This window comes from Pseudomonas sp. AIG (assembly GCF_977020205.1).
Genome location: NZ_CDROCK010000039.1, coordinates 1 through 12993 on the forward strand (window position 1 = coordinate 1; position 12993 = coordinate 12993).

14 protein-coding genes are annotated in these 12993 nt (G+C 59.0%); 11 read left to right on the plus strand and 3 right to left on the minus strand.

What is annotated here, in order from left to right; translation table 11 throughout:
* From ACWR1S_RS20845 to ACWR1S_RS20855, 3 genes are all read right to left on the minus strand, one after another.
* Positions 1-234, minus strand: a 234-nt coding sequence (locus ACWR1S_RS20845; protein WP_454564805.1) for a hypothetical protein, incomplete at its 3' end; no start/stop codon positions are given.
* Between the two features lie 25 nt (positions 235-259).
* On the minus strand, positions 260-1480 hold the full coding sequence (locus tag ACWR1S_RS20850; protein ID WP_454564806.1) for a CaiB/BaiF CoA transferase family protein: 1221 nt from the start codon (positions 1478-1480) through the stop codon (positions 260-262).
* A 13-nt stretch (positions 1481-1493) separates the two neighbouring features.
* Positions 1494-2675 (minus strand): acyl-CoA dehydrogenase, encoded by a 1182-nt coding sequence (locus ACWR1S_RS20855; RefSeq protein ID WP_007953903.1) that lies wholly within the window; start codon positions 2673-2675, stop codon positions 1494-1496.
* A 158-nt stretch (positions 2676-2833) separates the two neighbouring features.
* Here ACWR1S_RS20855 and ACWR1S_RS20860 point away from each other — a divergent pair, with 158 nt between their 5' ends.
* The 11 genes from ACWR1S_RS20860 (at position 2834) to ACWR1S_RS20910 (ending at position 12970) form a co-directional block, all read left to right on the plus strand.
* Positions 2834-3733, plus strand: a complete 900-nt coding sequence (locus ACWR1S_RS20860; RefSeq protein WP_454564807.1) for a LysR family transcriptional regulator — start codon at positions 2834-2836, stop codon at positions 3731-3733.
* Positions 3734-4167: 434 nt separating this feature from the next.
* Positions 4168-5289 (plus strand): Re/Si-specific NAD(P)(+) transhydrogenase subunit alpha, encoded by a 1122-nt coding sequence (locus ACWR1S_RS20865; RefSeq protein WP_454564808.1) that lies wholly within the window; start codon positions 4168-4170, stop codon positions 5287-5289.
* A 15-nt stretch (positions 5290-5304) separates the two neighbouring features.
* The gene (locus ACWR1S_RS20870) at positions 5305-5625 is read left to right on the plus strand and encodes an NAD(P) transhydrogenase subunit alpha (RefSeq protein WP_003187417.1); all 321 of its coding nucleotides are present in this window, start codon (positions 5305-5307) and stop codon (positions 5623-5625) included.
* Positions 5625-7058, plus strand: coding sequence for an NAD(P)(+) transhydrogenase (Re/Si-specific) subunit beta (locus ACWR1S_RS20875; protein WP_454564809.1), 1434 nt, complete (start codon positions 5625-5627; stop codon positions 7056-7058). Before ACWR1S_RS20870 ends, ACWR1S_RS20875 begins: the two co-directional genes overlap by 1 nt.
* Positions 7059-7272: 214 nt before the next feature.
* Positions 7273-8766, plus strand: coding sequence for an acetyl-CoA hydrolase/transferase family protein (locus tag ACWR1S_RS20880; RefSeq protein WP_008081132.1), 1494 nt, complete (start codon positions 7273-7275; stop codon positions 8764-8766).
* A 321-nt stretch (positions 8767-9087) separates the two neighbouring features.
* On the plus strand, positions 9088-9303 hold the full coding sequence (locus ACWR1S_RS20885; RefSeq protein ID WP_007911656.1) for a DUF1127 domain-containing protein: 216 nt from the start codon (positions 9088-9090) through the stop codon (positions 9301-9303).
* A gap of 257 nt (positions 9304-9560) precedes the next feature.
* Positions 9561-9770, plus strand: coding sequence for a DUF1127 domain-containing protein (locus ACWR1S_RS20890; RefSeq protein ID WP_454564810.1), 210 nt, complete (start codon positions 9561-9563; stop codon positions 9768-9770).
* Positions 9771-9904: 134 nt separating this feature from the next.
* Entirely contained in the window at positions 9905-10222 is a 318-nt protein-coding gene (locus tag ACWR1S_RS20895; RefSeq protein WP_007911658.1) for a DUF2388 domain-containing protein, read from the plus strand.
* 107 nt (positions 10223-10329) lie between these two features.
* Positions 10330-10647: a DUF2388 domain-containing protein gene (locus ACWR1S_RS20900; protein WP_454564811.1), complete on the plus strand. Its 318-nt coding sequence runs from the start codon at positions 10330-10332 to the stop codon at positions 10645-10647.
* A 44-nt stretch (positions 10648-10691) separates the two neighbouring features.
* Positions 10692-11012 (plus strand): DUF2388 domain-containing protein, encoded by a 321-nt coding sequence (locus ACWR1S_RS20905; protein ID WP_034152281.1) that lies wholly within the window; start codon positions 10692-10694, stop codon positions 11010-11012.
* Positions 11009-12970, plus strand: a complete 1962-nt coding sequence (locus tag ACWR1S_RS20910) for a DUF7844 domain-containing protein (protein WP_454564812.1) — start codon at positions 11009-11011, stop codon at positions 12968-12970. The genes ACWR1S_RS20905 and ACWR1S_RS20910 overlap by 4 nt, the downstream gene beginning before the upstream one ends.
* The last annotated feature ends 23 nt before the right edge of the window (positions 12971-12993 follow it).

The window sequence follows — 12993 nt, forward strand, 5'->3', positions numbered from 1 at the left end:
TGCTGTCAACACCTCTTTTTCAACTTCCTTTTGGCTTCGATGAACTGAAGCAACCTGCTGCCGAAACATACATAACTCATTGAATCTCAAGGAGTTTTCCGTTTCGACTGCGCCGGAAGTGGGGCGAATTATAGACATCTGAAATCTGCCGTCAACCGTTAATTTCGCTTTTCTTTCAATCACTTGCAGATTGGTTAAAAAGCGACCAAAAACCTCACATGTAGCTACAAGCACGATCCCTTCTATATAGAAGGGATCATCAGAGCACCCCAGCTGCCTTCAACTCAGCCACCGCACCCGCCCCCAGACCCAGCACACTCTGCAGAACCTCCAGCGTATGCTCACCCAACAAAGGAGGCGCCCGGCGATATTCAACCGGCGTCTGCGACAGACGTATCGGGCTGGCGACTTGGGGCACCATCCCCGCCAATGCATGCGGTAGCTCTATCGCCAAGCCACGCGCTTTCACCTGCGGATCCTCAAAAACCTGCGACAGATCATTGATCGGCCCACATGGCACCCCCGCCTGCTCCAGTTGAGCAACCCATTCAGCAGTAGTCTTGAACACCGTCGCCTGACGAATCAGCGGAATCAACACTGCCCGGTTCGCCACCCGCAACTTATTAGTAGCAAACCGTGGATCGTCAGCCCACTGAGGCTGCCCCGCCACGTCGGCAAACTTGCGAAACTGCCCGTCATTCCCCACGGTAAGAATGAAATCCCCGTCGGCCGTAGGAAAATCCTGATAAGGCACGATGTTCGGATGCGCATTACCCAGGCGCTTCGGTGCGTTGCCTGTGGTCAGATAATTCATCGCTTGGTTGGCCAGGCAAGCCACCTGAACGTCCAGCAACGCCATATCAATGTGCTGGCCGCCACCGTCGTGATCGCGATGGGCCAACGCCGCCAATATGGCCACGGTGGAATACAGACCGGTGAGGATATCCGTCAACGCTACCCCGACCTTGACCGGACCAGCACCCTCATCACCCTCAGGCCGACCAGTCAGGCTCATCAGCCCGCCCAGCCCTTGAATCATAAAGTCATAGCCGGCGCGCTTGGCATACGGCCCGGTCTGACCGAACCCGGTAATCGAGCAATAGATCAAGTTCGGATTGATCGCCTTCAGCGATTCATAGTCCAGCCCATAAGCCGCCAGACCACCGACCTTGAAGTTTTCGATAAGGATGTCCGACTTGGCCGCCAGTTCCCGCACCAGCCGCTGCCCTTCGGGTCGAGTGAAGTCGATGGTCACCGATTGCTTGTTGCGGTTGGCGGACAGGTAATAAGCCGCCTCCGACGTATTCTCGCCGTAAGCGTCCTTAAGGAAGGGCGGCCCCCAAGCGCGTGTGTCGTCACCATTGCCAGGGCGCTCGACCTTGATCACTTCGGCGCCAAGATCGGCGAGGATCTGCCCAGCCCACGGCCCGGCCAATACGCGCGATAAATCCAGTACCCGCAGATGCGACAGCGCGCCCATGGTCGCTCTCCTATTAATAGAACGCCTGCAGACCGGTTTGCGCACGCCCGAGGATCAGCGCGTGGACGTCATGAGTACCTTCATAGGTATTCACCACTTCCAGGTTGACCAGATGACGCGCCACGCCGAATTCATCGGAGATGCCGTTGCCACCCAACATGTCGCGCGCCATACGGGCAATATCCAGCGACTTGCCGCAGGAGTTGCGCTTCATGATCGAAGTGATTTCGACGGCCGCAGTGCCTTCATCTTTCATACGACCCAGACGCAAACAGCCTTGCAGGGCCAGGGTGATCTCGGTCTGCATGTCGGCCAGCTTCTTCTGGATCAACTGAGTAGCAGCCAACGGGCGACCGAACTGCTGACGATCCAGGGTGTACTGGCGAGCGGTGTGCCAGCAAAACTCGGCGGCGCCCAGTGCACCCCAGGAGATGCCGTAGCGCGCGGAGTTCAGGCAGGTGAACGGACCTTTCAAGCCACGCACGTCCGGGAAGATGTTCTCTTCCGGCACAAACACATTGTCCATGACGATCTCACCGGTGATCGATGCACGCAGGCCAACCTTGCCGTGAATCGCCGGAGCGCTCAGGCCTTTCCAGCCCTTCTCCAGTACGAAACCACGGATGTCGCCGGCATCGTCCTTGGCCCAGACCACGAACACGTCGGCGATCGGGCTGTTGGTGATCCACATCTTCGCGCCGGTCAGGCTGTAGCCGCCGTCGACTTTGCGTGCACGGGTGATCATCGCGCCCGGGTCGGAACCGTGGTTCGGCTCGGTTAGACCGAAGCAGCCGATCCATTCGCCGGAAGCCAGTTTCGGCAGGTATTTCTGTTTCTGTGCTTCGGTACCGAACTCGTTGATCGGCACCATGACCAAGGAGGACTGCACGCTCATCATCGAACGATAGCCAGAGTCGACACGCTCCACTTCGCGAGCAATCAGGCCGTAGCTGACATAGTTGAGGCCGCTGCCGCCGTACTGCTCAGGAATGGTCGCGCCCAACAGGCCGACTTCACCCATTTCGCGGAAGATCGCCGGATCAGTTTTCTCATGACGGAAGGCTTCGAGGACACGCGGTGCGAGGCTCTGTTGAGCGAACTGCTCGGCGGTGTCGCGGATCATGCGCTCTTCTTCGGTGAGCTGTTGATCCAGCAGCAGGGGATCGATCCAGTTGAAGCTAGCTTTACCGCCCATGAGTGTGTCCTCGCAAATCGGGTGAATTAACGTGGCATTGATCCTAGGCGCGGTTCGCCGTCGCGGCAAACGAGGATTTCGCATTCTGTTGTGCTAATTTCTCACTCCGAAACGTCGCGAAATGCCTTTTATGCGGCGCATTAGTGAGGTTGATGTACATGCGCAGGAAGATCCCCAGCACCACCGCTCTGATCAGCTTCGAAGCCGCCGCACGCCACGAGAGCTTTACCCGCGCTGCCGAAGAACTTTCCCTCACTCAAGGCGCCATTTGCCGACAGATCGCCAGCCTTGAGGAGTTCCTTAGCGTGGAACTGTTCCGACGCTCGCGACGCGGCGTGAAACTGACCGAAGCAGGACTTTCCTACAGCCGGCGGGTCGCAACACAACTTGATGCGGTTGAGCGCGACACCCTCTCAGTGATGGGCCAGCAAGGCACGAATGTGATCGAACTCGCGGTGGTGCCTACCTTCGGCACGCAATGGCTGCTGCCGCGCCTCAAGGATTTCCAGCTCAAGCACCCGGAAGTCACGGTCAACCTGACCAACCGCACCCGGCCCTTCCTGTTTGCCGATACCGAATTCGACGCGGCGATCTACTTCGGCGATGCCGACTGGTCGGGTACCGAATCCCACAGATTGATGGGCGAAAATCCGATGCCTGTGTGCAGCCCCGCCCTACTCGGCAACAAGACCCACCTGACCGCCGACGCCATCGCTGAACTGCCGCTGTTGCAACAGACCACGCGACCCTATGCCTGGCGCCAGTGGTTCAACTCGCAACACCTGAATATCCCCCGCGACATGACAGGCCCGCGCTACGAGCTATTCTCCATGCTCGCCCAAGCGGCCATGCACGACATGGGCATTGCGCTGATTCCACCGTTCCTGATCCAGCGTGAACTGGCCGAGAACCGTCTGGTGATTGCCAACCCGCAGGCGCTCTCCAGCATCAAGGCCTATTACCTGATGATTCCCGAGCGAAAGGTCGAATCAGCGTCATTGAAAGCATTTCGTGACTGGCTGGTAACTCAGGCGCAGAGCTACAGCCTAGAAGGATAAAGGCTTTCATGGATATCTAACCCCGTAGTCAGGAAACCCAAAGCCCTACAGATATAAGTATTTGTCGCAATTGAACAGACTGTATCCGAAAGTCGTACAGACGTCCCACAAGCGCCTGACTACGTGGCTTTGAGCCTTCATGGACGACACATTACTGCCTATTCACGCCACCGATGAGAAATTTTTCCATAATCGGCCAGAATCCTTACAAGGCACGGCCTGCAAGGGATTCAGCCGGCCATCTGCGACATTCGGTCACGGCATGACTTGTAGTTAATTTTCCGTCACCCGTCATAATCCCTTGAAGGGCATAAAGTTCGCCTGCAAAATGCCGCGCCCCGCCCTGATTTGGCGGGATCGTGCTGATCGGCCGCCCCAGTCGCACCATCCGTAGTGCATGGGTTTACTCAATAAGATCACGCAGGAGATTTGACGTGCACATTGGTGTTCCTCTCGAAACCCAGACCGGTGAAACACGGGTTGCTGCAACCCCGGAAACCATTAAAAAGCTGATCAGCCAAGGTCATAAGGTCACTGTGCAAACCGGCGCCGGCGTAAAAGCCAGTGTGGTCGACAGTGCCTATGAAGCGGCAGGCGCAACCATTGGCAGTGCCAATGACGCGTTTGGCGCCGAGCTGATTCTCAAAGTGGTCGCCCCGAGCGATGCCGAACTGACGCTGATCAAGCGCGGCACGGTGCTGGTGGGCATGCTCAACCCGTTCAACAACGAAACCATCGCGAAGATGGCCGAGTGCGGCATTACCGCGTTCGCCCTCGAAGCGGCGCCGCGCACCTCGCGCGCGCAGAGTCTCGATGTGTTGTCGTCGCAGGCGAACATTGCCGGCTATAAGGCCGTGTTGCTGGCCGCTCACCACTACCCACGCTTCATGCCGATGTTGATGACGGCCGCGGGCACCGTGAAAGCGGCGCGCGTGCTGATTCTCGGCGCCGGTGTGGCCGGGTTGCAGGCGATCGCCACGGCGAAACGCCTGGGTGCGGTGATCGAAGCGTCCGACGTGCGTCCGGCGGTAAAAGAGCAGATCGAATCCCTCGGCGCCAAGTTCGTCGACGTACCTTACGAGACCGATGAAGAGCGTGAATGCGCCGTCGGTGTCGGCGGTTACGCGCGACCAATGCCGGTGAGCTGGATGCAGCGTCAGGCCCAGGCCGTGCACGAGCGCGCCAAACAGGCCGACATCGTCATCACCACCGCGTTGATTCCGGGCCGCAAGGCACCGACGCTGTTGAGCGCGGACACCGTGGCGCAGATGAAACCGGGTTCGGTGGTCATCGACCTCGCGGCGGCTCAGGGCGGCAACTGCCCGCTGACCGTGGCTGATCAGGTCGTGGTCGAGAATGGCGTGACCATTTGCGGCCCGACCAATCTGGCCGGCGAAGTCGCTGCAGACGCTTCGGCACTGTACGCACGCAACCTGCTGGACTTCCTCAAGCTGGTCTTCACCAAAGAAGGTCAGTTCGACGTCAACCTCGAAGACGACATCGTCGCCGCGTGCCTGATGTGCCGCGACGGCCAAGTCATCCGCAAAAACGCCTAAGCAGGGATTCAGACGATGGAAGAGCTTATCTCCCCCGGTATCTACAACCTGATCATCTTCGTGCTGGCGATTTATGTCGGTTACCACGTGGTCTGGAACGTTACACCTGCGCTGCACACGCCGTTGATGGCGGTCACCAACGCCATTTCGGCGATCGTGATCGTCGGCGCCATGCTCGCTGCTGCACTGACCGTCACGCCGCTGGGCAAAACCATGGGCACCCTCGCCGTGGCACTGGCGGCGGTCAACGTGTTCGGTGGCTTTCTGGTCACCCGCCGCATGCTTGAGATGTTCAAGAAGAAAGCCCCGAAAGTAAAAGAAGAGGCGCCGAAGTAATGAGCATGAATCTCGTCACGACGCTCTACCTGATCGCGTCGATCTGCTTTATCCAGGCCCTCAAAGGCCTGTCGCACCCGACCACCTCGCGGCGCGGCAACCTGTTCGGCATGCTCGGCATGGCCTTGGCCATTCTGACTACCGTCGGCCTCATCTATAAGCTCGGCGCTGAGCTCGCGACTGCCGGTATCGGCTACGTGATCGTTGGCCTGCTGGTCGGCGGTACTGCCGGTTCGATCATGGCCAAACGCGTTGAAATGACCAAGATGCCGGAACTGGTCGCCTTCATGCACAGCATGATCGGCCTCGCGGCAGTGTTCATCGCGATCGCCGCGGTGGTTGAGCCGCAATCGCTGGGCATCGTTAAACAACTGGGCGACTCGATTCCGGCGGGCAACCGTCTGGAGCTGTTCCTCGGCGCAGCCATCGGTGCGATCACCTTCTCCGGTTCAGTGATTGCGTTCGGCAAGCTGTCGGGCAAGTACAAGTTTCGCCTGTTCCAGGGCGCACCCGTACAGTTCACTGGTCAACACAAGCTGAATGCTGTGCTGGGTCTGGCCACGTTGGCACTCGGCCTGACCTTCATGCTCACCGGCAACCTCACTGCGTTCGCGCTGATGCTGGCGCTGGCGTTCGTGATGGGCGTGCTGATCATCATCCCGATCGGCGGCGCGGACATGCCGGTCGTGGTGTCGATGCTCAACAGCTATTCGGGCTGGGCGGCGGCGGGTATCGGTTTCTCGCTGAACAACTCGATGCTGATCATTGCCGGTTCCTTGGTGGGTTCGAGCGGCGCGATCCTCTCGTACATCATGTGCAAGGCGATGAACCGTTCCTTCTTTAATGTACTGCTCGGCGGTTTCGGCAACACGGCTGATGCTGGCCCGGCCGGCGCGAAAGAAGCTCGTCCGGTGAAATCCGGTTCAGCTGATGACGCAACCTTCCTGCTGACCAACGCTGACACCGTGATCATCGTCCCGGGTTACGGCTTGGCAGTAGCGCGTGCGCAGCATGCGCTGAAGGAGCTGACCGAGAAGCTGACCCACCGTGGCGTGACCGTGAAGTATGCGATCCACCCGGTTGCCGGCCGTATGCCGGGGCACATGAACGTTCTGCTTGCCGAGGCCGAAGTGCCTTACGATCAGGTGTTCGAGATGGAAGACATCAACTCCGAGTTCGGCCAGGCCGACGTGGTGCTGGTGCTCGGCGCGAACGACGTGGTCAACCCTGCGGCGAAGAACGATCCGAAATCGCCGATTGCCGGCATGCCAATCCTCGAAGCGTTCAAGGCCAAGACCATCATCGTCAACAAGCGCTCGATGGCCAGCGGCTATGCCGGTCTGGACAACGAACTGTTCTACCTGGACAAGACCATGATGGTTTTCGGCGACGCGAAGAAGGTCATCGAAGACATGGTCAAAGCGGTCGAGTAATTCCCCGCTGCAAGACCAAACGCCCCGACCTGTCGGGGCGTTTTTGTTTGCGTAAACAGTCGGACAATTTGCCGCGTTGTTGCAGATCCAGTAACGGTGTTTTACTTGAAACCCGCTGAATAGACGCCTCGTTTGCGACCTTGGTAGCGGGACAGGCGCCCGTCAAATTCACTAGACTGCGCATCCTGCTACTCGCTTCCCGAGATAATAATCCATGTACCGTGACCGTATTCGCCTGCCTTCGTTGTTGGATAAAGTGATGAGCGCCGCCGACGCAGCCGCTCTGATTGAGGACGGCATGACCGTCGGCATGAGCGGATTTACCCGTGCCGGCGAAGCCAAAGCCGTCCCTCATGCACTGGCCGAGCGGGCCAAGGTCACGCCGCTGAAGATCAGCCTGATGACCGGCGCCAGCCTGGGCAACGACCTCGACAAGCAACTGACCGAAGCCGGCGTGCTGTCGCGGCGCATGCCGTTCCAGGTCGACAGCACCTTGCGCAAGGCAATCAACGCCGGCCAGGTGATGTTCATTGACCAGCATCTGTCGGAAACCGTCGAGCAACTGCGCAACCAGCAGCTGAAGCTGCCGGACATCGCGGTCATCGAAGCCGTGGCGATCACAGAACAAGGCCACATCGTGCCGACCACCTCGGTGGGTAACTCGGCGAGTTTCGCGATTTTCGCCAAACAGGTGATCGTCGAGATCAACCTGGCGCACAACGCCAACCTCGAAGGCTTGCACGACATCTATATCCCGACCTACCGCCCGACGCGCACGCCGATCCCGCTGGTAAAAGTCGACGACCGCATCGGCAGCACCGCGATTCCGATTCCGCCGGAGAAGATTGTCGCCATCGTTATTACGCAGCAGTCGGATTCGCCGTCCACCGTGTCAACGCCGGACGTGGATACCAACGCCATCGCCGAGCACCTGATCACCTTCTTCAAACAGGAAGTCGACGCCGGGCGCATGACCAACAAGCTCGGCCCGTTGCAGGCCGGCATCGGCAACATTGCCAACGCGGTGATGTGTGGCTTAATCGATTCGCCGTTCGAAGACCTGACCATGTACTCCGAAGTGTTGCAGGATTCGACCTTCGACCTGATCGACGCCGGCAAGCTGAGTTTTGCTTCGGGCAGTTCGATCACCCTGTCGGAGCGCCGCAACAGCGACGTGTTCGGCAATCTCGAGAAGTACAAAGACAAACTGGTGCTGCGTCCGCAGGAGATCTCCAACCACCCGGAAGTGGTTCGTCGTCTGGGCATTATCGGGATCAATACGGCGCTGGAGTTCGACATCTATGGCAACGTCAATTCCACTCACGTCTGCGGCACGCGGATGATGAATGGCATCGGCGGTTCCGGTGACTTTGCGCGCAACGCGCACCTGGCGGTGTTCGTGACCAAATCGATCGCCAAGGGCGGCGCGATTTCCAGCGTGGTGCCGATGGTCAGCCACGTTGACCACACCGAGCATGACGTCGACATTCTGGTGACCGAGGTCGGCCTGGCGGACCTTCGCGGCCTGGCGCCACGGGAGCGCGCGCGGGTGATCATCGATAACTGTGTGCACCCGGACTTCCGCCAGGCGCTCAACGATTACTTCACGGCGGCTTGTGCAATCGGTGGTCACACCCCGCACATCCTGCGGGAAGCGTTGAGCTGGCACATGAATCTGGAAGAAACCGGGCGCATGCTCGCTGTCTGATTCGCACAGATAAACCGCTGACGCAAATACAGTTTGCGGCAGCGGACCTTCGCAAGCCTCAAACCTGACAAAAACTGTACTGCTGTACCGGTCATTTCCTACAGGCTTTGCCTACATTTTCGAGTGAATGGAGCAAAAATGCACCACCTCAGTGCAGACAGGTACAGTTTGCTCAATTTTGACCCGTACACCCCCTATAAACAGTTAACTGGTCACTCACAATACAGTTGAACTGTATCTAGAGAGACTTGGCAAACGAGAGGATCATGGGCACCAGTCAAACCACTACCTGATCCCGCCACAAGCGGAAGGATGTCAACCATGGAACGTACACTCAGTTCCGAACTGTTCTTCGAAGACAAAGCTGTAAACACCCAGGCTTCCCTGCCTCTGCGCGTTATCGCCAACCTGATGTTGTGGCAGCGCCGCATCTCCAGCCGCCATCAACTGGCTCGTCTGGATTCGCGTTTGCTGGCTGACGCCGGTATCAGCGAAGCACAACGCTACGAAGAGCTGAGCAAGCCGTTCTGGCGCTAAGTAGCGTCGCTGGCTCTGGTCGTTAGACCCACCGCCAGCAACCCGAATTGAACAAGCAAAACCCGTCGTGGGAAACCACGACGGGTTTTGTCGTTTTCGGCATTGGAAAATCCCGATACACCTATACATACCTTCGACAGATACAGTTTCAAATAATCACGATCTGAACCAGTACAATTTCACTCGGGTGTATCTGCATCTTTGTCTGCGACAGGCTCAACATGACCTTCCGCCTTCACTGGTAAACGGAATACGCCATGAATGACTTACAGGATGTTTCAGTGATTTTCAGCCAACCGGCTGTTCGCCCCAGCACTCTGCGGCGCCTGTTTCACGGCCTCTGGGACAGCCTGGAGCGCGCCAGAACGCGGCGCCTGCTCTCTCAACTCGATAATCGTGATCTCGCTGATCTCGGCCTCAGCCACGCCGACCGCGTGAATGAACTGGATAAACCCTTCTGGCGCTAGCATTCTGCCCACTGTGCGAAAGTCGCCTGTCGGCCTAATATCCACGCAGAACGTGGCGAATGCTGTGTCACTGGCGTCTGACTCCTCAGATACCGAGCCACCTCTCTCTACGGTTTATCCACAGGAGTTACACCATGTCCCGTCTTCGTCTGCTCAGTGCTGCCGCCTTGCTGGCCGTGGCTGCCAACGCCAGCGCCACCAGTTTCATCGTCACCACCGACGCTGTTGTCGGTGCGCTGAAATCCTCGTCCGACGCGACTTCCGACGTCACCTCGTCCTTCCGTGACGACAAAATCGTTCTTGCCGCCCGTGACGACGCTGCCAGCTTCGTGGCCAGCGAAGGCGAAATCCGTGGCGTGAAACTGGAAAGCGCGCTGGATCACATCCGTCACCAGGCGCCACAACTGCAAGCCACTGACGCACAGCTGGCTCAAGCTATTCTGACGATCTAAGCGACAGACACGATTCGGGACACGCCGGGCGTGTCCCGATGTTTCGGCGCTGGCTCTGGCCCGGGCATTGCGCTAGCCTTTGGGCTCGCCAACAGTTACCGAGTCCAATGCGCTTTCTTCCAAATCTGCTGATCCCTTCCTTATTGTTCACCGCCTGCGGGGCGACGTCCGTCGATGCCTTCGATGCCTTCAATGCGTCGACCCAAGGCACCGTCGTCAGTGGTTACGCCACCAGCATGGTGTCTTCTGCGCCTTTCGACCGTAAACTGCTGCTCGCCGCCCACGATGACGCGGCCGCATTTGTTGCCAGTGACGGTGAATGGCGAGGTGCTCGCCTGGAATCCGCGCTGCATTACTTGCGCAAAACCCGGCCGAAACTTCATGTCAGCGACCTTGAACTGGCAGAAGCAATTCTCGTCCAATAGTTATCCTGTACCCCCAGTTATCCTTGCCCTTCCGGAGTCGTTCCATGCGTAGCCCGCTGATTGCTGCCGCCCTTGGCCTGTTTTTGTTGGCCGACGTGGCCCAGGCACACACCCTGGTAGCCACCAGTAACATCATCGTTCGTGCCTCCCAGCGCACTATCGATTTCACCTCCGACACCACCACGTCGATTCGCGATTCGAAAATCATCCGCGAAGCCCACGACGACGCTGCCAGTTTCGTAGCGTCCAATGGTGATATCCGTGGCGCACACCTGGAAGCCGCGCTCAATACCTTGCGCACTCGCGTACCGGAAGCGCGCGACGCCAGCGACCAAGTTCTCGCCGAAGCCATCCTCGCACTGTGAAGTCACTCGGCACCTGGCTGCTGGCCGGGGCGTTGTTGCTGTTGGGCAACAGCGCCCACGCCAGCCTGCAATTGCGGCTCAAGGCCGACGGTCTGAGCCCCGCCCAACAACAGGCCAGCCAGGCGCTGATCGATGAGGCGATGCAAAAACTGCCGCCGAGTTTTATCGAGCGGCTGGATCGGCGCATCGATGTCGGCTGGACCGACGACATGCCCAGCAACGCCTACGGCCAGGCCACGCTGGTGGCCGAACTCGATCTGAATCGCAAACTGCTCGCCGGTCTCACGGATGGCAGCGCCGCCAAAGAAAAAACCAATCGCCCCCACGGCACTGTGCGTCAGGAATTGCTCGCCACGGTGCTGCATGAAATCACCCACATTTATGACCGCGCGCGCTTGTGGCCGGACGCCGAGCGCACGCTGATTCAGCGTTGCACCCGCCGTTTCGACAGCGCCGGGCTGATCGGTATTCCCGACGAGTGTCGCGGCCAGAACGGCCGGCGCTTCACCCTCAGCGATGATCCGCGCCTGCTCGACCTCGCCGGTTGGCAGCAATACGTTGGTCGTCGCGGTGAGCGCGAGCAGCACAATCGGCAAATCGCCCGCAGTCCGGACCTGTACGAAATCTCCAGCCCGAAGGAGTTCGTCGCGGTCAACATGGAGTATTTCCTCCTCGACCCGAGTTATGCCTGCCGCCGCCCGGCGCTGTATCGCTATTACCAGCAGCACTTCGGCTGGGCGCCACCGGCCAAGGACACCTGCAGCAAGACCTTCGCCTTCCTCAATGCCGGCAACGACTTCGCCAAGCAACCCTTGGGGCAGGTCGATCCCGAGCGGGTGTATGCCGTCGACTATCTGCTGGCCGAGGCCAATCAGAACTGGGTCAGCCGCTGGGGCCACAGCATGTTGCGCCTGGTGATCTGCGCACCGGGGCGCCCGCGCGGGCCGGATTGCCGACTCGATCTGGACCAGCATCTGGTGTTGTCCTACCGCGCCTTTGTCGGCGATGTACAGCTGTCGAGCTGGGACGGCCTGGTCGGCAAATACCCGTCGCGCCTGTTCGTGTTGCCGCTCGCGCAGGTCATCGACGAATACACCAAGACCGAATTGCGCAGCCTCGCCTCGGTGCCGCTGAACCTGTCCCGCGACGAGATCGAAGGCGTGGTCGAACACGCCGCCGAAATGCACTGGAGTTATGACGGCAACTACTTCTTCCTTTCCAACAACTGCGCGGTAGAAGGCCTGAAGCTGTTGCGCAGCGGCAGTAACAACAATCAGTTCGTCGGACTGGACAGCATCATGCCCAACGGCTTACTGGAAGTAATGAAGGGCCGTGGTCTGGCGGACACCAGCGTGCTGGATGATGCGAAAGAAGCGCTGCGTCTGGGTTATCGCTTCGACTCGTACCGCGATCGCTATCAGGCGATGTTTGATGTATTGAAAAAGCAGTTGCCGATCAAACAGACCACCGTTGAGGAATGGCTGTCGCTCACCGCAGAAGAACGTCGTGAGTGGTTTGAGCGCGCCGACTTGCGCACCAGCGCCGCCCTGCTTTTGTTGGAGCAGGCGAGTTATCGACGCCAGTTGTTGCTGGCTCAGGATGAGGTCAAGCAACGCTACCTCGGTGCGCGGGAGTTGGAAAACGGCGGCATGGACAAGGCCAACGCGACCTTGCAGGAAATCCTCGCTAACAGCGGGTTCCTCAGCCGTCCGGCAGAATTGCTCGACGCCAAGGGTTACGGACTACCGCAGCCGACAGAGTTCACTCGACTGGAAGCGGAGAGCAGTCAGCGGCAGAAGAAGTTGCTGGCACTGTCCGGTGATCTGGACGCAGAAGTGCGCAAGTTGCTGGAGCCCAAGCGGGCCGCCGAAATTGCGGCCAGTGAGGAGAATGTGAAGCAGATCGGCGCGCATCTGCGCAAACTGCACAAGGCCTCCGGCGGACTGGAGCTGCCCTGAAAAAAGACCGCAGCCATTGGCTG